Below are 21,102 nucleotides of genomic sequence, written 5' to 3' on the forward strand. Positions count from 1 at the left end.
AAGGCCGCCCGGGGGCGGCCTTTCTGCGTGGCAACGTCGCGGGGACGTCAGTGCATCATATGCACGTTCATGTTGTGCATGACCCACAGGGTGCCGACCACGATGATGCCGATCACCACGATGGTGAAGGCAGCAGCGTTGACGTTCCAGCGGCTCTCCGAGGAGCGGTCCAGGTGCAGGAAGAACACCAGGTGGACCAGCATCTGCAGCACGGCGGTGATCGCGATCACCACACCGTTGACGGTGCGGGAGAAGTCGCCCGACATCACCATCCAGAACGGGATGACGGTCAGCACCACTGCCAGCACGAAGCCGATCAGGTACGACTTCACGCTGCCGTGGCTTTCGCCACCGGTGCCATGATCGTGTGCGTGGTTGTCATGTGCCATTACAGCGCTCCATTGAGGTAGACGACGGAGAACACGCCGATCCAGATCAGGTCCAGGAAGTGCCAGAACAGGCTCAGGCACGCCATGCGGGTCTTGTTGGTCGGGGTCAGGCCGTACTTCTTCAGCTGCACGAACATCACCAGCAGCCACAGCAGGCCGGCGCTGACGTGCAGGCCGTGGGTACCGACCAGGGCGAAGAACGCCGACAGGAAGGCACTGCGGTCCGGACCATAGCCCTGGTGGATCAGGTGCTGGAATTCCCACACTTCCATGCACATGAAGCCGAAGCCCAGCAGCCAGGTGATCGCCAGCCACAGGTACATCTGGCCCACCTGCTTGCGGTGCAGGGCGATCATGCCCAGACCGAAGGTCAGCGAGGAGGTCAGCAGCAGCGCGGTTTCCCAGGCCACGAACGACAGTTCGAACAGGTCCTTCGGACCGGGGCCACCATCGGTGCCGCCGGCCAGCACCACATAGGTGGCGAACAGCGACGCGAAGATGAGGCAGTCGCTCATCAGGTACACCCAGAAACCGAAGACGGTGTTGCCGCCGGTGTCGTGATGCTCGTGGTCGTCATGGCCATGGGCCGCCGCATGCGCGGCGTGCCCGTGGCTCAGGGTCGAGGTATTGGTGCTCATGCCTTCAGCTCCGACTTCACCAGGCCCTGGGCTTCCAGGTGCTTGCGGTGTTCGTTCTCGATGCGTTCCACCTCGGCGGCCGGGACCCAGTAGTCCACGTCCTGGTCGAAGGTGCGGTAGATGAACGTGGCGATCATGCCGACGAAGCCGACGATGGCCAGCCACCAGATGTGCCAGATCATCGCGAAGCCGAACACCAGGCTGAAGGCACCGATGACAACACCCGTGCCGGTATTGCGCGGCATGTGGATGTCGGTGTACTTCGCCGGCTTCGGCCAGGCCTCACCGCGCTGCTTGCGCTCCCAGAAATCGTCCAGCTCGGTGACGTCCGGCAGCGTGGCGAAGTTGTAGAACGCCGGCGGCGAAGAGGTTTCCCACTCCAGCGTACGGGCATCCCACGGATCGCCGGTCAGGTCGACGGTCTTCTTGCGGTCGCGGATCGACACGGCCACCTGGATGATCTGGCACAGGATGCCGGCACCGACGATGAAGGCACCTGCAGCAGCAACCAGCAGCAGCGGCTCATAGGCCGGATTGACCGTGCTCTGCAGGCGACGGGTCATGCCCATGAAGCCCAGCACGTACATCGGCATGAAGGTCACGTAGAAGCCGATGAACCAGCACCAGAACGCGCACTTGCCCCAGAACTCGTTGAGGCGGAAGCCGAACATCTTCGGCCACCAGTAGGTGATGCCCGCGAACATGCCGAACACCACGCCGCCGATGATCACGTTATGGAAGTGCGCGATCAGGAACAGGCTGTTGTGCAGCACGAAATCGATGGCCGGGATGGCCAGCATCACGCCGGTCATGCCGCCGATGGTGAAGGTGACCATGAAGCCGATCGTCCACAGCACCGGCGTGGTGAACTGCACGCGACCGCGGAACATGGTGAACAGCCAGTTGAAGATCTTCACGCCCGTGGGAATGGAGATGATCATCGTCGTGATGCCGAAGAAGGCATTGACGTTGGCGCCCGAACCCATGGTGAAGAAGTGGTGCAGCCACACGATGAACGACAGCACGCCGATACAGGCGGTGGCGTAGACCATGCCCTTGTAACCGAACAGGGCCTTGCGCGAATACGTGGCGATCACTTCCGAGAACACGCCGAACGCCGGCAGGACCAGGATGTACACCTCCGGGTGGCCCCAGATCCAGATCAGGTTGATGTACAGCATGGCGTTGCCGCCACCGTCATTGGTGAAGAAGTGCGTACCCAGGTAACGGTCCAGGGTCAGCAGCACCAGGGTGATGGTCAGCACCGGGAAGGCAGCGACGATCAGCACGTTGGTCACCAGGGCAGTCCAGGTGAACACCGGCATCTGCATCAGCTTCATGCTCGGCGTGCGCATCTTGAGGATGGTGATGAAGAAGTTGATACCACTCAGCGTGGTACCCAGACCCGCCACCTGTAGACCCCAGATGTAGTAGTCCATGCCTACGCTTGGACTGTATTCGATCCCCGACAAGGGCGGGAATGCCAGCCAGCCGGTGGCGGCGAACTCACCGATCCACAGCGACAGCATGATCAGCACCGCACCGGCGACGAACAGCCAGAAGCTGAGCGAGTTGACGAACGGGAACGCGACGTCGCGCGCACCGATCTGCAGCGGCACGGCCAGATTCATCAGGCCGGTGATCAACGGCATCGCCACGAAGAAGATCATGATCACGCCGTGGGCGGTGAAGATCTGGTCGTAGTGGTGCGGCGGCAGGTAACCCTCGGAGCCACCGACGGCGATGGCCTGCTGGGTGCGCATCATGATCGCGTCGGAGAAACCGCGCAGCAGCATGACGAAGGCGACGATGAGGTACATCACGCCGATCTTCTTGTGATCCACCGAGGTGAACCACTCCTTCCACAGATAGCCCCACAGCTTGAACTTGGTGATCAGGGCGACGACGCCCAGGCCACCCAGCACCGCACCGACCAGTGTGGTCAGCACGATCGGATCGTGGGGGATCGACTCAAGAGAGAGTTTTCCCAGCATGTTCATTCTCCCGAGCCCGCATGACCGGCGTGGCCGGCGTGCTCGTGTTCAGTGGCATCCAGGTTTTCCCCGGACTCCTTGGACTTGTGCTCTTCGCTCGGGGCGTGGCCTTCGTGCCCTTCATGGCTGGCAGCATCGGCGGCAGCGGCGCCCGCATGGGCGTGCTTCATGCCGTAGTGCTTGTTGTCGCCCATGTGCTTGGCGATGACCCAGTCGAACAGGCCCTCCTCGGACCGGCCGTAGTAGGTCACCGGATACCACTCGGCATTGCGCGCTTCACCCAGGGCCTTGAACGAGGCCTTGTCCAGCGTCTGCTCACCGGCGCGGACCTGGTCCAGCCACTGGCGGTACTCGGCATCGGTGACCGAATAGGCAGTGAAGTGCATCTTGGCGAAGCCCGCACCGCTGTAGTGCGAGGACATGCCCGGGAATTCACCGGTTTCGTTGGCGATCAGGTGGAGCTTGGTCTCCATCGCCGCCATCGAATAGATCATGCTGCCCAGGTGCGGGATGAAGAAGGCATTCATCACCGTGTCGGAGGTGATCTTGAAGTTCAGCGGGGTGTTGACCGGGAACTTGATCTCGTTGACGACCGCGATCTTCTCTTCCGGATAGATGAACAGCCACTTCCAGTCCAGCGAGATCGCCTCGATGGTGACCGGCTTGACGTCCGATTCCAGCGGCTTGTACGGATCCAGCGCGTGCGAGGAGCGCCAGGTCAGCACGGCCAGCACCAGCACGATCATGCAGGGGATCGACCACACCACCACCTCGATCGCCGTCGAGTGCGACCACTTCGGCTCGTAACGGGCCTTGGTGTTGGAAGCGCGGTACTTCCACGCGAAGGTCAGGGTCATGATGATGACCGGGATGACGACCAGCAGCATGAGCACGGTGGCCGTGATCAGCAGGGTCTTCTCATCCTGGCCGATCTGGCCCTTCGGACTGAGGATGGCCACGGCATCGCAGCCGGTGAGCATCACCAGCACTGCGAGCAGCAGGCCCGGGCGCAACCAGCGCCCAAGGGTTTTCAACGGAATCATCGGTCGATCCAATTGCGAGGGAATGCCGTTCCCCGTCCTGCCCGCTCCGGCCAAAGCCGGTCCCACCCGTCCGGAGACAGGCAGGGAGGTGGGGTCGAGTCAGCCTTGCAATTTTAGGCCGTCACCCACCATTTAAGAAAGGCATTGACAATGATCCACCGCAGGAAAGGCCCCATTCTGGCTGCGACACGTTGTCGCACCGTGCGCGCAATGGGGCGCGGAGCATCGCAGCCGCAGGTGTCGCCACGCCGGAATCCCTCGTTCGGCAAAGTCGAATGAACGCATTCAGGAACTGTGGCATGCTGACGCGCGTGCGATGCTTTCCGTCTACTGGAGATCTCCAATGGGCAAAGTCGATTTCAAGACGCTTGACCGCACCCTGTACCGGGCGCCGACCGGCGACTTCGTCCTGCTCCAAGTGCCCTCCCTGCCGTTCGTGATGATTGACGGCCGCGGCGACCCCAATACGGCAATCGCCTACGCCGAGGCCGTACGCTGGCTTTACTCCGTCAGCTATGCGTTGAAGTTCGCCCTCAAGGCGGTGGGACAGGACCATGTGGTTGCGCCGCTGGAGGGGCTCTGGAGCGCTGAGGATCCGGGCAGCTTCGTCGCCCGCCGCAAGGACGAATGGACCTGGACCCTGATGATCCGCACCCCGGATGCCGTCGATACGCCACGGTTCGCTGCGGCAACGGAGAAGGTGAGGGCGAAGCTCGGTGCGCCACCCTCCAGCCTGCGCCTGCAGCGGCTGGAGGAGGGTCTCTGCCTGCAAACGCTGCACGTGGGCCCCTATGAGGATGAAGGCCCGACACTCGCGAGGCTGCACCAGGAGGTGATGCCATCGCTGGGCTACACGTTTGCCGGCCCGCACCATGAGATCTATCTGAGCGACCCACGGAAGACCGCTCCTTCGCGACTCAAGACACTCCTGCGCCAACCTGTGCGGGCGGTAAAGGCGGATCAGCCGCCGGTGGACGCCCCCGCCCGGCGGGCGAGGACGTCCTCCCTGCATCAGAACCGGTAACCCAGGCCCAGCTGCACACCATTCTGCAGCTGGCCGTCGCGGCGCTCGCCCACATAGTCGACCATCACCGACAGCCGCTCGCTGGCCCGGCTGGTCACACCCAGGTTCCAGCTCAGCACCTGCTCGCCCACCGTCTGGCTGTTGCTGCCGAACATCATCCGCATGGGCCAGATACGCAATGACGTCCGCCTCAATCGGCGGGGGAACCGCGGATGAAGGCAGTCAGCGAAGCACGGGGGGCTCGCCACCCGATGGCAGGAACTCGACTGCCACCCCTCGCCGCTCCCCGCCAGCCGGTACCTTGACTGCGCTGCGCCAGCGCGCCGCCGCCGCCCGCGCAGCCTGGTCCAGCGCCAGGACGCCGCTGCTCCTCTGCACAAGGACCGAGGTCACCTGCCCGTCCTCCCAGACATCAACCACCAGCAACATACGCACGTTACGGGCAACGACGGTGCCTTCCGGCAAAGGCGGCAACGGCTCGGGTGTGAAGCCGGCCGCGGCCAGATCCACACGTAGCGTTCCCCGATCGCCCTCCGCCGTATTGGGCGGCCCGCCGTCTTCCTGCGCAGGGGCTGCGGGCGCCCGGGGCCGCGGCGGCACCCACAACCCTGTGCCATCGGCCAGCGTTCCGCGTGGCGGCAGCGCTCGCTCTGCGTCGGGCTCATCCGAGGGCGACGTCACCGACACCACTGGCAGGCCCGGCTCTGCCATCCCGCCAGGCGGGGCCGCCGTGTCGCCGCCAGCGTCATCACTTGTACCCTCAGAAACCTTGTCGGCAGCCGGCCCGAGCAGCGCCGAGGCCCGCGCCTCCAGAATGCGGGAGCGCTCCCTGCTGCCGCGCGACATCATGATGGCCCCCAGGCGCACGTCGCTGCCCAGCAGGATGTTGCCGGTATTGAGGTAGTCACGCGAGTCCACGCCGCTGCGCAGCCGTCGTTCCAACTGGCCGGCTACCACGCGCGCGCCCAGCGCCAGTTCCTCGTCCTGGTCGGCCATCACTTCGCTGTAGGCCTCCCATACAGGAACCTCGTTGGGCGCATAGGCCAGCACCTGTTCCAAGAGGGTCTGTATCCGATACAGGCGCTCCTGCAATGGCAACTCGTCCAACGCAGGGGGCAGCTGCCGCCTGCCGAAGAAGCTGCGCACCGACAGCGCTCGCATGTCCTCGGTCAACAGCGCCAGAGCAATGGCCGGGCGGCGTGGCGACGCAGCCCACATCTGCCGAAGCAGTTCGGTCGATTCCGCGTCCAGCGCCCTGTATTCCGGGCTCCGCCTTGCCTCCAGCACACTGCGATCGATGGCACCGGTACGGCTGGGCGGAGAGAGCGCGTTCATCTTGCCCACCACGGCGCTGTACTGGTCGCGCAGGCGCGCGAACTCGCGCGTATGGTCAGACGTGCGCGGCCAGAGCCGAGCAGATGCCTTCAGCTCGCTCAACAGGTGATCGACCTGCGCCACGTCTCCGCGGGCACCAGCGCGCATCGCCGCCTCCACTGTCTGCAGCGAGTCCTGCTCGAACGCCTCGCGCGAACTCCATTGCCGCTGCCCGCGCGCCAAGTCGTTCGCCGCTATGTAGACCTGGCGCGGTGCGTCGCGATCAACAGAGCCTCCGCCACCAGAGATCACTACCACCACGACGAAACCCAAGCCCAGCATCAGAGCCGCCACCAGGTAATCGCCGGACCGATCCAGCCAGGCCACGCGCAGCAGCGACAGCACCGACACCGTGCCGCCCAACATCACCGCTGCACGGAAGGCAGCGCGGCCATCGCTGATGGAAGGGCGGGCTCCCAGATGGCCCAGCACATCAAACGTGGAGTAAACCTGACCGCCCAGCCACGCCCACAACGGCGTCAGGCCAATCAGAACCGCCAGCAGAGCGGCCAGCCAGCCCAGCCACTTCACGGCCGCTTTCCCAGGATCACGATCGGCACGCACAGGATGTAGAACAGCACGCCCAGCAGGAGCATGCCGGACTGCACGGCCAGCTCGAAGCCATCCCACCAGCCCGGCGAGGGCAGCGCGCTGTAGGCACGCCAAGCCGGCATGCCCCAGCCGGCCACCCAGCCCAGCAGCAGGGTGCCGATCACGGCCATCGTAACCCGCGACCCCAGGCCGGGAAGCTGACTGGTTGTGGCAGCAGCGCCCGGAGCGGCCGGCCTTGCCACCGGGCGGGCGGCTGCCGCCTGCCGCAGTGGCTGGGCCGTGCGGGTACGTTTCCGCTTGCGACCGCGGCCCTTGCCGCCGTTCGTCTGCTGTGCCACGCGCGCACTGCGTGCGACCAGGCCGGCGCGCGCGCACGCCGCGCAGGGTAGCCCGGCAAAGTGCTGGTGGCTGGCATCCTGACTGCACGCCACCAACTGGCCGCCGCTTCGCTGCGCGTAGCCCATCAGCAGCGACGACCACTCCTGCGCCGATGGACGGCGCTGCGGCTGCGCCGAGAACGCGCGATCAAACAGATCGCGCAGAGCCGGCGGGAACATTTCATGGCCACTGACCGGTGCGGGCAGCAGGCGGCTGATGCCGCGCCGGCCGTAGGGATACAACCGCGCAGCGATGCGCCCAGGCAGGTCGTTGGGCACGTCGCCCCCCTGGGGGCGCCCGGCGTATGGATGCAGGCCCGAATTGAGCAGCTGGAATACGATCACCGCCAATGCGAAGCGATCCTGCGCCTCTTCCTCGCCAGGCGTGACCCCACGCTGCTGGAACTCGGCCGCCAGATAATCGGTGGTCACCTGGCCGGCCGGGAAACGCTCGTCCTTGCCCTGGATGCTGAAGCCATCGCAATCAAGCATGGCGATGAACAGCGAATCGCGGTAGAAGCGGACATTCAGCGGCTTGAGATCGACCACGTAGTGCTGACAGCGGTGCAAGGCAGCCAAGGTCGCCGCCAGATTCGCAGCCAGGGTCATCTTCGCGCCCAGACCGGTGGGCAGCTTTTCAACGCGTGCCTGCCGTTCCTGCAGTACATGCTCAAGATCGGTGGTGGCCGACACGTCCAGGATCGGCATGCTGAAGCCGATGAAGCGCCCGCCACGGTCACGGAGCAGACCGGTCGGCCATGCGATCTGCACACGTTCGCGCCCACCCTCACGGAGCGTCGGCAGATCCGGCTGCAGTTCCAGCATTGCTCGCAGCTTGCGCTCGTAGAACGGCACGTCCTTGGCCGAGTGATACAGCTTGGCGACCTCGCGCGGACGCTCCTTCAGAGTGAACACACTGCCGGCGCCACCACTCTTGAGCAGGCGCAGCAGGGTCAGCGGCTGGCGCCGCTGGTCGAAGATGATTTCTCCACTGCGGCCAGGCATGTGCTCAGCCCGGCAATGCGATCAGCAGCGTCTTGTCATCGCCGGTAATGCCATCCGTGCGTGGGTCGGACAAGGTCGCCTGCAAGGCCTGGCTGCCATGTGCTTCATCCACGGCAGAGAGATAACGCAGCACCGGCCCGAAAAACGGCTGGAACAAGGTGTCCCCTCGGCGTCCCATCGCAAAGGGCTGCACGCCGTCGGACATCAGCACCAGCGCCTGCACCGCCCCTTCGAAACGGGTCAGCCGCAACTGTTGCCGCCAATTGGCTCCGGTAACGAACCAGGTTTCGTTGGCGTACTCGCCGTTGGCCGGCAGCGACACTGCATCGGCGGTGTCATCGCTGAATGCGCAGGCGGCGACCCCATCGCCGATATGGAAGAACCAGCCACCACGCGCATCGGCTACTACCCCCACAAGGGTGCAGGCATGGTCGGACAGGCGCAGGCCACGTCCGGCGGCCAACAGCGCCAGTTGACCGCGCGCGTCATCGATGGCCGTTTCGAGGATCGGCCGCAGCGCGTCCACGGGCACCGTCAGCGGTGCGTCGCCCAACGCCATTGCCGCCGCCAGTGCAGCGGCGACGCTGTACGACATGTGTTGCGCCCCGACATCGCTGTGCGAGGCCGAGCCGGCACCATCGCAGACCACCGCCACCAGAAGCGCACCGCTGCATACCGCGGCATGCGCGTCCTGGCAGGGCTGCCCGCGATCCACGTGCGACCGCCCCGTAGCCGAGGCAGCCATAACGCGCCAACTCACGGTCAGACCGGCACGTGCGACCAGCTATCGGTCGCCGGCAACTGGACCTGCCCGCCGGGCGTCGAATTGGACACCACGCGCATGCTCGCGCTGAGCCACAGGAACAGCTCCTTGAACTGCAGGCCCTGCAAACGCTTCACCCCGCGCTCGCCATTGCGGCTGAACCGGGCAAGCACACCGAGGTCGGCATTACCCACTGCAATTGGAAACACCGCCACCCTGTTCTGTTCCTCGGCACTGCGGCACTGTTCGGCCACCGCCTCCCAGGCATCGGTCGGTTGGCCATCGGACATCAGGAACAACCATGGCCGCGTGTAGGCCACGCCAGCCTGCCGGAAGCGCTGCTTCTCATCTTCGATTTCCTGCAGGGCAAGCTCCACCGCCGCGCCGGTGGGGGTGGTGCCGTTGGCCTTCAGGGTGGGCGCAGTGAAATCCATTGCATCGCACCAGTCACCACGTACGGCGGCAGTGTCCATGCCACCGTATTCCACCAGCAACACGCGCACACGCTTGGCCGCTATCACATCGTCCTTCAGCTCCTTCTCCAGCAGCTTCAGACCAGCGTTGAGCTGTTCGATCGGGCTACCATCCATGCTGCCGGAGCAGTCCAGTACCAGTATCAGCGGTGTGCGCTGTTCGCTGTTATCGACCAGAGAAACGTCAGGAATCGCGCCAATGGACATCGTGGTAAGCCTCCGTGCTATGGATCGGGCCGCTGTATGCGGTTGCATCGAGTATAGGCACAGGGGAGAAGGGAAACCATGAGCCGACTTCCGACGCCCCGTGGCAATGCTTGCCACATTTGCCGACGTGCCCGGAATCCGACTCTGTCCAGGGAGTATGGAGAGCCAACCGACTCCCTGCCGATACCGTCGTTCTGGAACATCTGTTCAGCAGCAGGAGGGTCTTTTCGGTGCAAATGCGACACTGGCGTGGGATGTCGCATGTGCTGAAGCAGGGCCATGAAGGCTTCGCTCAGCAATCAGGACTGCCAGCCGTGGGCTGGCACTACTGGGGAATTCGCATTCCGCCGGGCATGGCCCGGCGCTACCAGACCAGGCTACACGTTTGCCGGCCCGCACCATGAGATTCCATCTGAGCGATCCACGGAAGACCGCTCCTTCGCGACTGAAGACACTCCTGCGCCAACCTGTGCGGGCGGTAGAGGCGGATCAGCCGCCGGTGGACGTCCCCGCCCGGCGGGCGAGGACGTCCTCCCTGCATCAGAACCGGTAACCCAGCCCCAGCTGCACACCATTCTGCAGCTGGCCGTCGCGGCGCTCGCCCACGTAGTCGACCATCACCGACAGCTGCTCGCTGGCCCGGCTGGTCACACCCAGGTTCCAGCTCAGCATCTGCTCGCCCACCGTTTGGCCGTTGCTGCCGAACACCAGATCCGGCGCCGCCGCAAAGCCGGTGCTGTAGCGGGCCTGCGTATCCCCCAGCTCCTTCTGCCACACCACCCGCGCCCGCGGGGTAATGCGCTCGCCGTTGTTGCCCTCGAAGGTCTTGAACAGCTGCAGGCCCGAACCGACCCGGATGCTCTCCAGGCTGCCGCCACGCCCGGCCAGCGCCGCCACGCCCTGCCCTTCGTTGAACCGCGTCGCGGAGGTGCGCGCATAGTCCACCACCGGCAGCAGCGGCTGGATCACCACGCCCTTGCCGCTGGTGAAGGAGAACGCATGTTCCACCCGCGCGGAGATCGCATCGTTGCTGTACTTCGCACGCAGCGGGTCCTGCAGACCCTCGATGCCGGCGATGCTGCGCCGGGTGTCGTGGCGCAGGTCGGTGTAGCGCACTGCCGCGGACAGATAACCGCGCGCGTAGATCGCGTCCAGGTAACCGCCCACATCCAGCGCACGCACGTCGCCGGTGAAGCTGGAGGCGCCACGGGCCTTGGTCGACATATCCGCGGCCGCCACGCTCACGCCCAGGCCGACACGGTCATCGGCCAGGCGCGTATCGGCACCGACCACGATGCCGCCCACGGTATGGCTCATCCCGGCCACGCCAGCATCGGCATCGATGCGGCCATGGCTGGCGAAGCCGCGTGCCCACAGACCGTGGCCACGCTGGCCATCACCGCTGGCCCCCGCACCTGCTGCCGTCGGCTCGACCAGATGCATTGCCAGCTGGTTGAACAGGGTGCGATGGCGCATGCCCGGCTGTGCCGACATCGACTGCGCGACCTGCGCGGCCAGGCCATCGGCATCCCCACCGGCACTGCGCATCGCCGCCTGATGCTGCTGGACCACGTTGCCGATGCTGCCCAGCAGGGCGTTGTCGGCCAGGCGCAGGGTGGCGTGCGCATCGCCACGCAGCGCACCGGCCTGCTGCGCGACCACGTCGCGGTCGGCAAACTGCAGTGCGCCCAGCAGCGGCTCCAGCGCCGACGCCGGCTGCGACGCGGCCGTCCTCAATGCCTGGCCGAGGCCCGCGCCCGACGCCACGTTGGCGAACGGAGACACGTCATCGAAGGCCGGATTGGCGACCGCCCAGATGCCGTCGCCGGTCTGCACGATATTGAACGTGAGCAGCGAGTTCTCGCGCGGATGGAACCTGCGCTGTGCCGTGTCGGCACTGATCAGATCGGCACTGTAGCCCGAGCCGTCCTGCCGCTCGGCACGGGTGAAGGCGACCTGTCCGGCCTGCAGCTGCGGCACGCTGGCATCGAACTCGCTGTCACTGTCGTTCAACAGCGCGGTGGTCAGCTCGTTGCCTTCCTTGCTGCCATAGATGCGGCCCTGTACCAGCGGGATGGAAAGATCCTGGCGGTAGTAGCCCGGTGCGATATCCAGCGCGAGCTTGCCGACCGTGCCGCCGATCAGGAAGCCCGGCGCAGTGGTGGCCGCCCCGTTTCCGCAATAGTAGTAGCTGCCCTGGCTGTCGCAGCGATGGACTTCGAATGCGTCCAGTACAAGGCCCGCCTGGCGCGTTTCCGGCGTGATGTCGAACAGCAGCCGGCCGGCATTGGGATAGGCGAAGCTGACATAGCCGTTGACCGTCAACGGGCCGCCCTGCGGATGAAGATCGCCACCGGCCACCCTCACCCGCGCCACCTGCGGAACATTCCAGGGGAAGTCGGGATAGTCCGGGTCCCCGACATAGGCCGTCGCGCCGATGGTTCCATGCCCCTTCAGTGCAGCCCCTGGATCCAGCGTCACGACGGCCGTGGAGATTCGACCACCGGCCATCGCCACCTCACCTCCACGCCGGACCAGCAGCGTATCGCTGTTGTCCAGTTCGCCGGTCGAGGCGAGGGACAGCGAACCGTCCACGATCGTGCTCCCGGCCTTCAGCAGACCGTCCCTCACATCGACGGCACCGTTGCGTCCTATCACGCTGTTGCCGGTAAGCAGGCTGCTCTGCGCTGTGATGTCCAGCCTCCCCGAGTCCACCCACAGGATCGACGCACCGCTGTCTTCTGTCGCGGACCAGTGGGCGCCCGCGGTGAGCTTGATCACGCCAAAGGCATCGCTGCCGACGACCTTGTCCACGTCCACATCGCGCACATAGGAGAACTGCGCGGGATCGAATGCCGGATTGATGTTTCCGCTCACCTGCTTACCATCGATGATCAGGACATCGTTGGTCGTTGCATAGTCCATCGAGGTCGCCACCCTGTCGCTGAACAGCGTCACGTCCGGATAGGCCGTGCAGCCACCGTCCTCGCTGGTGTCGCGCGTCGGGCAGAAGCGGGTCGCGATGGCCATCGTGGCCGGATCGAAATAGCGCAGGAAGCCGGAGCTTTCCGTCAGTTCGTAGTGGGCCTGGGTGATCCGGCCTTCAATGACGGCAAAGTCCCTGGCGCCAAACATGTCCCGGTAGTACTGGATGTACTTCTCCTGGCCCGGGTACGGCGTGGGAACACCATCCCGGGCTTCGCCATGGATCCCCAGCACGGTCATGTCGTAACCGTCATACACCGGCAGGGCGAAGCGGGTGATCCGACGATTGACACCGGCGACGAATGCATCGGCACACGCCGAGTAGCAACCACCGTCCAGCACGGTATCCAGGCCATTGCGACGGATGACCTCGCCCATGCCAACGCCACCGCTGGCAGCACCACCGGGTGAATTGCGGAAGACGATCTGGCGGATGGTCCGTCCCTGCCGGTTCGCCGCGCTGAGAATGCGCTCCAAGGTCCTGGGATCGCTGCTCTCGACGCCGCCGGAGTAGTAGATCGTGTCGCCGTTAAGATGGAAGGTGCTTGCCTGCGCATCGAGCGTGGAGAGTCCCGCCATCAGAGCGAACGACATCGCCATGCTCAGCCTGGACCGGGAAGTGAGGGGGGAGATCGACGAGTTCGACATGCGGGTTACCTGTGTTCGAGAGAGTGCCGCCCCGCCAACGCCCCCGCCGATGCAGGGCCACTGGACGTCGCAGTGCCATCCGTCGCGCCTGTGGCCGACGACAGGAAGCACTAACGGCCGAAGGTCGCCCTCACCCCCAGTCGGGCGGCGAATCGCGCCACCAGCCTTCGCATTCCGCCGGGCATGGCCCGGCGCCACCAGACACAAAAAAGCCCCGACCAGGGCCGGGGCTTTTCATCAAACATGGTGCCGGAAACAGGGGTCGAACCTGCGACCAGTTGATTATGACTCTAAATGAACGAATCCTCAGTCGCTGGATGCACGAGTTTGATCAGCGATAGAGCTGACGAAATCGATGATCTCCTCGATCTCGACGCCTCGTTGATTAGGCTCATCGTCCGATCCCAAACCCGTCTCCGAGAGCTCTTGCAGCAATACATCGATCAGCAACTCTCGGTCACGCTCGAGCAGATGTTTGACGCCTTCTTCAGGCAACTTAAAGCTGTGCCTCGCTGCGATTTCGGCCAACAGCGAATTCAGATGGGAGGAGATGGACTGTGTCATTTTACTTCACCCTCGGGTCTCTCAACCCATCACTATTTCTTGGAATCGCAGTTATGACCTTCCCTTCACCATTCAGGACCACCCTCGCATCCTTCCCGGTGTAGGCAGTCTTGCCACCGGCCTGCTCGGCGACCTTCACAGGTTCTTTTACTGCCGATAGTATGGCCCTTGGGGAGACACCTCTGCCCCCATCGCGGGAGATTGCCTGATTCAACCCATGCTTCGTGTAACCAGTGATCTTTCCCGCCAGCGCGCCTGACGTACCCGTAACGCCAGCAGCTCCTGCACCAATTTCGGCTGCCGTGGCAACTGCTGCTGGATTTGCCATCGCAGATAGACCTACCTCTGCCAGCACTGGAGCGGCCAGAACTGCAGTCAATGCAACGCCAATTGCCGGCCCGAGTCTGTCGTTGGGATTCCTTGGCGGTGGAGTCACCGGCTGCCCATTCGTGGCGTCGTTGACTACCTTGAAGGCTGCACCGCTCTCCCGCCCATCAGGATCCGTGAATCTGTAAGGATTGCCGTTCGCATACCGGTACCGGTTGAACTGCCCAACCGGCTGCTCATACGCCGTCACCGGATCCACCGACAGGAACACCCCAAGCTGCGGGTCCATGTACCGCTGCTGCATGTAGCTCAGTCCGGTCGACGAATCGCTCACATGCCCCGTGTACCCAGGCCCATCGCCGACCTGCCCGCCCACCACTGCCCCGTATGGCTCGTAGACATGGCGCTTGATGACGCTGCCGTTGGCATCGCTCTCGGCCACGACCGAGCCGAGGACATCAGTGTGGACGTAGGTGACCGTCTGTGCAGCGGCATCGAACACCAGCGCCACGACGGCAAGCAACAACAACGGACAGATGCGCCTGATCATCCCGGACATGGTGTGCTCTCCGTTCAGAGGGGCGGATCGCCCGGGTTTTCCGGCTTCGGATCCCGCTCAACCGTGGGCTCGAAAGGTGACGACCAGCCTGAGCAGCCAGCGGCATTGCATGCCCGCACTACATAGGGACTGGTGCAGTATGCAATCGAGTAGCTCTCCCCCTGGATCTCGTTGAGTGGCCCGGAATACATCTGGCCATACACGGTCGTGCCATCGCCTGCATGGAGTTCGTACCGCTCCGCACCGCTCGAGGCAGTCCAGCTGACACTGCAGTTTGCGAACTCGCTGTCGTGCGGTCCGGCGTAGTACCAGTGATGATGTGCATAGGTGATCGTAGGGGTCGACGGCGGACGTATCACATTGACCGTCCTTGTCGCAGACCAGGCACTACACCCGCTGCTGTTGCATGCGGACGCGCGATAGGCATAGCTGCCGGGTGCGCCGGGATTCAACGAAGCGCTTGTACCGGAGTGATCGCCAGCTCCTGCCCACGCAGCGCCGTTCACGCTCTGCTGCAGACTGTAGCGTGTCGCGCCGCTCACCGCTGACCAGCTGACCGTATATGCCGCCGTCGCCGAGGCCGGAGCATTCAGCGTTGGAGCGCTCTGAGGCGGGAGCAGAACCGTGACCATGCCAGTGCTTGAGTAGCTGCTGCAGCCTCCCGTATTACAGGCTCTTACCCGGAACGAGTAGCTGCCATTAGCCCGTCCGCTGACCGAGATACTGGTACCCGCGCCGCTCTGGATCTGCGACCACGCCCCGGATGTCAGCTCCTCCAGTCGGTACTCGGTTGTCGCGGCAACCGTCGTCCATGTGACAGTAAAACCGCCATTCGTACTGGATGCAGGCACAGCCAAAGCCGGCGCAGCGGATGGAGGCAGGACCACGACCGTTTTGACCGTTGCAGAGTAGTTTCCACAGCCACTGGCGTTGCAGGCCCGGGCGCGGTACTCATATGAACCGCTTGGCTTGCCACTGACTGCCTTGCTGATTGCGGAAGCATCCTGCACGTTGACCCATGCTCCCCCCGCAATACGCTCTTCAAGCTGATAGGACGATGCTGTCGGAACCGACAGCCAGCTCACCGTCCAAGCTCCCGAGCTATTGGTAGCGGGAGCCGTGACGGCGGGCGCGGCGGGCACCAGCAGCACAATGATCGCCTTCTCGGCTGACCAGGCGCTACAGCCACCGGCGTTGCAGGCCTGAACCCGATAGCTCCAAGTGCCGGAAGTCTTTCCGGAAACACTGCGCTGCGTCGCTCCTTCCGCCTGCAACTCCTTCCAGGTTCCAGTGCCCAGCCTTTCCTCCAGCCGATACTCCACAGCGCCGGCAACGCTGCTCCAGCTCACAGGGAATGCTCCGGTGCTGTTGCTTCCGGCCAGTGAAATGGTCGGCGCCCCTGCCGGCGGCAGGAGCACCGTGGTCGAAACGATATTTGACCAGGGCCCACAACCTGCAGAGTTGCATGCGCGCACCTGGTAGCCGTAACTGCCCGTGGCTTTGCCGCTGATCGCCGCGGACGTCCCAGAAGTACTGGCCAGATCGGTCCAGGCCGCCGTCCCAAGCCGCTCCCTGGGTTCGTACCGGACGCTGCCCGCCACCGGCGTCCAGCTTACGGTGAAGGCACCGGAATAGCTGCTGGCAGGCGCAGTGACAGTTGGCGCCGTGTCCGTCGGGTAGATCACGGTCATTGCCTGCGCGCCCGAATAGGGCCCACATCCAGACACATTGCATGCCCGCGCTCGATAACTGTAGTTGCCGACCGCCCTTCCACTCAATGTGACACTCAGGGCTGCGGCGTCGTGTACAACAACCCACGCTCCGTTGCCGGCCTGTTCCTCGACAACGTAGCGGCTTGCATCCGCCACGGCCGACCAGCTTATGGTGTGGGTGCCACTGAGACCGACCGCTGGCAGCGCCAACGAAGGTGCCACTGCCGGCACCGGAACATGGTTGACGACAACGGAGCCGCTCCAATCCCCGCACCCGCTTCCCTGACAGGCTCGGACTTGATAGTGGCGTGGACCTCTAGCAACCCCCGAGACAGCGAAGGAAAGCGCACTACCTGCGTAGGCGCTGCTCCAGGATGCCCCCGAACTGCTGGACGCACGGAGCTCATAACGATTGGCGTTTCCGATCGAACTCCAGCTGACCGTGTAACTTCCGGTTGCTACAGTAGCTGGAGCAGTCAAGACAGGAGCCACAAGAACAACCGCCGTTTCCACCTGTGCAATCAGATGACTGCCCAGACTCACGTACTCAAGCTCCTTTCCCGTGCGCTTGTTGTGCTGTCGACGCAGCACCCCATCATTGCCGTAGAAGGAGAGAATGTCTCCAGCCGAGGCGTTGTAGCTGCCAACTCGTCGCCCATGAGCATCGTATGCATAGGTCTCGCGGCCGCCAACGTTACGCAGGCGATTGCCGAGATCAAAACGGAACACCTCACCATTCTTCATGGCAAGGTTGCCCTGCACGTCGTAGTCGAGGCCGATGATGGCACTCCCGTCATCCAGATTCACGGTCGTCATACGGTTACGTGCGTCGTACCAGTAATTGTGCTGCTTGATGCCGCCCAGCTTGGCACTGCGCAAGTTGTCCAGAACGTCGTACGTGAAGCGATATATTTTGTCGCCACCGAAGGAGGCCGAGCTGGCCTGCGTCAGGCGATCGGAGGCGTCATACTGCATCTGCCGCGACTTGGTTACTTCGATCGCGTCCGTGATGCTGGCAACGTTGCCGTTCTTGTCGTAGGCGATGCTGGTGTCCAGAACTCCAGAATCGATCGCACGGGACGGCAGTCCTCGAGCGTTCTGGGCCATGCTGTGGGCGATACCATTGCCGTAGCTGAAAGCCCGCAGCGCGCCATTGGGATAGTAGGCAACACCGGTGGCAAAGGTCCCAACCCGGGTTGGTTGACCGAGCGCGTTTGGAGCCAGCGCCACCTGCAGACCACTGGGATACTGCAGACTGGCCAACGCACCATTGGCGTCGTAGCCATAGCCCATCGCCCAGATTCCCGAGCCCGACTGCTGCAGGGTTTCGCTGATGATCAATCCTCGCTTGGCGTAGTCATAGGTATTGATGACCTGCCTTCCGTCCGGATTGCCGGTTACCACCTGCGTCGGAAGACCGGCGCCGTTGTATGACCACAGCTGGTCACCACTACCGTCGGCGAAGATGAGCTGTTTCAGCCGATTGCGAGCATCGTAGGTGCGATCGACACGGCGGCCTGAGGCTTGCGCTGCAGCCGAATCACAGGTGTTGGTCGCATTCTGAGTCAGCCCGGCCGCGGACCATGCAAGATTTCCGGCTGCGTCGTAGCCCATGGCCGTCGCGCCAGTTTCGGGCTCGACACTCTTGCAGAGCTCCTGCTGGGGGTTGTAAACGTAGGAACGCGTAACCGACACGCCGCTGGTTGCGTTTCGGCGCTTGATCGATGTCGGCTTTCCGAACAGGTCACGCCCGATGTCGGTGAAAGCGCCACCCGGGTGCTCGATTGCTACCGCCTGATCATAGGATGGCGTGTCGTAGACTCGATGCTGGGTAATCGTTGATTGCCCGCGCGCATCAGTGACACGTACACGCATGCCTGACTGATAGGTCGTCAAGGTGGTCAACAGACCGTGTTCGCTATCGATTGAACTTGACGTTGGCCGTCCCAGCGCGTCGAACTCGCTCCACTGACCGGTGCTTGGACTAGCCCCCGCAGCTGGATAAGACTGGAACGTCGTGCGACCCGCATGGTCATACGTGAATCGTTGATAGCGCCCGGTCGCGGAGGGGCTGTTCGCATCCTGCTCAAGGGTCAATGCAGGGCGCCACATCGCATCGAACCACGTCACCTTGTTGCGGTTTCCGGTACTTGTCGTCAGTCGCCAGTGGCCACCCGCCATTCCATGCTCGACAGCGTCGACCCGCTCGAAGACCTGGGTGGTCGGGCTCCACGCTACGGTGTCGCCCACCGCAAATGCCTTGCGTGTCTGCCTCCCCATCGCGTCATAGTCGAAGCTCGTCTGGTAGCCCAGCTCGTTGGTGACCGAGCGTATCCACCCATTGTCGTCGACACTTGCCGACATCGATGTGCCATCCGCGAAGCCTATCGACTGTGGGATACCGCGCTTCCAGCTACTCAGTGTCGTGCTGTTGCCACGACCATCGGCAAAGCTGGCCACAGTGCCATCGGCCTGGTAACTCAGCGTTTGAAGAAGCTTGCCGAACCGCCGCTGTTCGGTAGGCATGGCCTTTGCGTTGTAGACCGTCTGGACTTCAACCAGACCGGTATTGTCGTTGGTCTGACTGGATACCTGGCCAAGGATCCAGGCACTGGTGTCATTGTAGTAGCCGGTAGTATCAGTGCGACTGGCGCCTTGTGAACTGCTCCGCGTAACGCGCGATGGCCGGCCATAGCTGTCAAAGGCGTCCACGTGCCAGGTCATCGTTACGCCATCGCGTCGGATCTGCCGCGTCCGCAGGGGACGGACGAGCGCTGACGTCCCATCGAATCCGCCCCACGCCCAACCGTACCGGTCGGGGAACGGAAATGATGCCGCCTCGGCAGAAGAAACGTAACTGAGCTCCTCCGTCTCCAGCACCACACCAGATGCGGCCACCGTCTTGCGCCCGAGCAGTTTTCCTTCGTTGTGCTCGAAGACGATCCCGTAGGTCTCTTCGATCCAGCTGCCGTCGGGCTGTGTGATCTTCACGACCTTGGTCTGCGGGCAGCTCGTGCACGGAGTTACCGCCCCCTCCCACATCGGCTGGAAGTCACCAGAATCGCCATACGTCCACCGCATCTGAGACAGCCCCGGGCCGTCAATGGTCTTCTCGGTCAATGCCAGCAGGTCGGAGTAATAAGGAACACCGAGCACGTGACGCAGAATCCCCTCTCCCGCGGACTCCGGCGCGCAGTAGTGCACAGGGACGCCGGCCCTGTAATGGCGTTGATGATCGAATCTGAAGTTGCCGACGGCACCGGATGGATGCTTGATGCGAAGCCGGTACACCTTCTCACGCAGGGGAGCGACGCCGCCGCACCCTTGGCCGGGGTCCTCCGTCCAGTTTTCATAGGCGATGCGATTATTGTCCAGGTGCTCGATCTCCCAGGATGAGCCATCCGGTTGGGTGACCCGCTGCAGTGCAGCCCCCGCATATCCGTAGTTCCACGTACGCCCGTTCGCCGAAGCACTCTGCAGCTTCGAACCGCTGTAGTTCAGTGTGATAAGACGACCGTCGCTACCGGCGATACTGGTCGGATGCCCGCTCGCGTTGTAGCTGATGCTGACACTGTTCCCGAATCGATCTTCGATTCGGCTTGCGAGCAGATAGACCTCCATCCGTGTCTTGATGTATCCGATGGAGGAATCGACCATCATCTGCCCGACGGTACGCTGCGTACCCACATTGAAGGTGTATTTGATTCCATCCTTCGTCTGCAGGATGAAGCCCTCACCTTCATAGCCCGCCACCATGGGCGTGCAGCTCACCGCGTCCAGTTCGTTGGTCGTCCAGCTCCAGTTGTCCGCGCGCCGGGCATCGGGACGGAAGCTGGCAGGAGGACTGCCGATCAGGGACCGGGCACCATGACCCGGTAGATTCACCGAGTAGCCTGACCAGAGGTCGTTGATTCTGAAGGGCAGCTCGGTGTAGGGAATGAAGTTCGCGCTGCAACGTGGAACCTTGGTCGATCCCCGGTATGTCCACCCGTAATCCGCGTCGAAAACACCGGAGATGTACGGGACGTCGATGTTCCAATCGCCCGCACCGCCGTAGATCTCAGGGTCCTGGCCAAGATGCGGTATCGGACGGATGTTGAATCTGCGGGCGAGTGCCACCGGCAACGCGTTGCTGCCCGGCAACGAGATATCGGTTTGCCGGAAGTGCGCGGCCCGATCGAACGCGTTCACCGAGTCCCCGAACAGATCAGACGTGAGTGGGCCAACCAGTTCCGCCGAGCGCAGCTTTTTGTCGTACTCCTGGTAGGGCTGCTGCACCGCCTGCTGCGCCTGTGCCGCACCTGCCATCCACAGAATCAGGAAAGCCGCGCTGATGGACTCGAGTACCAGGCGACCACTCTTCTTTGCAGCTGTTTCCATCCCTGTCCCCCTCATCCCTTGATCGAGAATTGTGATCCCACTTCCAGACTTCAGTTGCGCTGCGCCCGCGGTTGCAAACAGAACCGCA

Annotated in this window: 14 protein-coding genes; 1 reads left to right on the forward strand and 13 read right to left on the reverse strand. The window is 63.6% G+C overall.

Going from position 1 to position 21,102, the window contains the following annotated elements; all coding sequences use genetic code 11:
- Positions 1-47: 47 nt before the first annotated feature.
- Genes cyoD through cyoA form a run of 4 tightly spaced genes read right to left on the reverse strand, consistent with a single transcriptional unit; the run spans position 48 to position 4,064 of the window.
- Positions 48-389: a cytochrome o ubiquinol oxidase subunit IV gene (gene cyoD, locus ACVOKU_RS01715; protein ID WP_053518984.1), complete on the reverse strand. Its 342-nt coding sequence runs from the start codon at positions 387-389 to the stop codon at positions 48-50.
- On the reverse strand, positions 389-1,027 hold the full coding sequence (cyoC, locus tag ACVOKU_RS01720) for a cytochrome o ubiquinol oxidase subunit III (protein WP_065174633.1): 639 nt from the start codon (positions 1,025-1,027) through the stop codon (positions 389-391). The genes cyoD and cyoC overlap by 1 nt, the downstream gene beginning before the upstream one ends.
- On the reverse strand, positions 1,024-3,021 hold the full coding sequence (gene cyoB / locus ACVOKU_RS01725; protein ID WP_053518988.1) for a cytochrome o ubiquinol oxidase subunit I: 1,998 nt from the start codon (positions 3,019-3,021) through the stop codon (positions 1,024-1,026). Before cyoB ends, cyoC begins: the two co-directional genes overlap by 4 nt.
- A gap of 2 nt (positions 3,022-3,023) precedes the next feature.
- Positions 3,024-4,064: a ubiquinol oxidase subunit II gene (gene cyoA, locus ACVOKU_RS01730; RefSeq protein WP_053518989.1), complete on the reverse strand. Its 1,041-nt coding sequence runs from the start codon at positions 4,062-4,064 to the stop codon at positions 3,024-3,026.
- 343 nt (positions 4,065-4,407) lie between these two features.
- Here cyoA and ACVOKU_RS01735 point away from each other — a divergent pair, with 343 nt between their 5' ends.
- Entirely contained in the window at positions 4,408-5,088 is a 681-nt protein-coding gene (locus ACVOKU_RS01735) for a GyrI-like domain-containing protein (protein ID WP_481558885.1), read from the forward strand.
- Here ACVOKU_RS01735 and ACVOKU_RS01740 read toward each other — a convergent pair.
- The 9 genes from ACVOKU_RS01740 to ACVOKU_RS01780 form a co-directional block, all read right to left on the reverse strand.
- Entirely contained in the window at positions 5,076-5,252 is a 177-nt protein-coding gene (locus ACVOKU_RS01740; RefSeq protein WP_263177825.1) for a hypothetical protein, read from the reverse strand. The two genes, ACVOKU_RS01735 and ACVOKU_RS01740, sit on opposite strands and share 13 nt — an antisense overlap.
- A 58-nt stretch (positions 5,253-5,310) precedes the next feature.
- Entirely contained in the window at positions 5,311-6,993 is a 1,683-nt protein-coding gene (locus ACVOKU_RS01745) for a TonB family protein (protein ID WP_481558886.1), read from the reverse strand.
- Entirely contained in the window at positions 6,990-8,396 is a 1,407-nt protein-coding gene (locus ACVOKU_RS01750; RefSeq protein ID WP_481558887.1) for a hypothetical protein, read from the reverse strand. Before ACVOKU_RS01750 ends, ACVOKU_RS01745 begins: the two co-directional genes overlap by 4 nt.
- Before the next feature lie 4 nt (positions 8,397-8,400).
- Positions 8,401-9,141, reverse strand: a complete 741-nt coding sequence (locus tag ACVOKU_RS01755; protein WP_481558888.1) for a PP2C family serine/threonine-protein phosphatase — start codon at positions 9,139-9,141, stop codon at positions 8,401-8,403.
- A 17-nt stretch (positions 9,142-9,158) separates the two neighbouring features.
- The gene (locus ACVOKU_RS01760; RefSeq protein ID WP_481558889.1) at positions 9,159-9,839 is read right to left on the reverse strand and encodes a vWA domain-containing protein; all 681 of its coding nucleotides are present in this window, start codon (positions 9,837-9,839) and stop codon (positions 9,159-9,161) included.
- 540 nt (positions 9,840-10,379) lie between these two features.
- Entirely contained in the window at positions 10,380-13,418 is a 3,039-nt protein-coding gene (locus ACVOKU_RS01765; RefSeq protein WP_481558890.1) for an autotransporter domain-containing protein, read from the reverse strand.
- A gap of 360 nt (positions 13,419-13,778) precedes the next feature.
- The gene (locus ACVOKU_RS01770) at positions 13,779-14,036 is read right to left on the reverse strand and encodes a hypothetical protein (RefSeq protein ID WP_053520314.1); all 258 of its coding nucleotides are present in this window, start codon (positions 14,034-14,036) and stop codon (positions 13,779-13,781) included.
- A gap of 1 nt (position 14,037) precedes the next feature.
- Positions 14,038-14,922: an RHS repeat-associated core domain-containing protein gene (locus tag ACVOKU_RS01775; protein WP_481558891.1), complete on the reverse strand. Its 885-nt coding sequence runs from the start codon at positions 14,920-14,922 to the stop codon at positions 14,038-14,040.
- A 14-nt stretch (positions 14,923-14,936) separates the two neighbouring features.
- Complete coding sequence (locus tag ACVOKU_RS01780) at positions 14,937-21,014, reverse strand: RHS repeat domain-containing protein (RefSeq protein ID WP_481558892.1); 6,078 nt, start codon at positions 21,012-21,014, stop codon at positions 14,937-14,939.
- Positions 21,015-21,102 lie beyond the last annotated feature (88 nt).

Source organism: Stenotrophomonas sp. STEN147 (assembly GCF_056757995.1).

What these genes read in the sequence shown, in the direction of transcription:
- cyoB (WP_053518988.1), bottom strand. Translation starts at nt 3,021, where the DNA reads ATGCTGGGAAAACTCTCTCTTGAGTCGATCCCCCACGATCCGATCGTG.
- ACVOKU_RS01750 (WP_481558887.1), bottom strand. Translation starts at nt 8,396, where the DNA reads ATGCCTGGCCGCAGTGGAGAAATCATCTTCGACCAGCGGCGCCAGCCG.
- ACVOKU_RS01780 (WP_481558892.1), bottom strand. Translation starts at nt 21,014, where the DNA reads ATGGAAACAGCTGCAAAGAAGAGTGGTCGCCTGGTACTCGAGTCCATC.
- cyoD (WP_053518984.1), bottom strand. Translation starts at nt 389, where the DNA reads ATGGCACATGACAACCACGCACACGATCATGGCACCGGTGGCGAAAGC.
- cyoA (WP_053518989.1), bottom strand. Translation starts at nt 4,064, where the DNA reads ATGATTCCGTTGAAAACCCTTGGGCGCTGGTTGCGCCCGGGCCTGCTG.
- ACVOKU_RS01735 (WP_481558885.1), top strand. Translation starts at nt 4,408, where the DNA reads ATGGGCAAAGTCGATTTCAAGACGCTTGACCGCACCCTGTACCGGGCG.
- ACVOKU_RS01740 (WP_263177825.1), bottom strand. Translation starts at nt 5,252, where the DNA reads ATGCGGATGATGTTCGGCAGCAACAGCCAGACGGTGGGCGAGCAGGTG.
- ACVOKU_RS01765 (WP_481558890.1), bottom strand. Translation starts at nt 13,418, where the DNA reads ATGTCGTTCGCTCTGATGGCGGGACTCTCCACGCTCGATGCGCAGGCA.
- ACVOKU_RS01770 (WP_053520314.1), bottom strand. Translation starts at nt 14,036, where the DNA reads ATGACACAGTCCATCTCCTCCCATCTGAATTCGCTGTTGGCCGAAATC.
- ACVOKU_RS01760 (WP_481558889.1), bottom strand. Translation starts at nt 9,839, where the DNA reads ATGTCCATTGGCGCGATTCCTGACGTTTCTCTGGTCGATAACAGCGAA.
- ACVOKU_RS01755 (WP_481558888.1), bottom strand. Translation starts at nt 9,141, where the DNA reads ATGGCTGCCTCGGCTACGGGGCGGTCGCACGTGGATCGCGGGCAGCCC.
- ACVOKU_RS01775 (WP_481558891.1), bottom strand. Translation starts at nt 14,922, where the DNA reads ATGTCCGGGATGATCAGGCGCATCTGTCCGTTGTTGTTGCTTGCCGTC.
- cyoC (WP_065174633.1), bottom strand. Translation starts at nt 1,027, where the DNA reads ATGAGCACCAATACCTCGACCCTGAGCCACGGGCACGCCGCGCATGCG.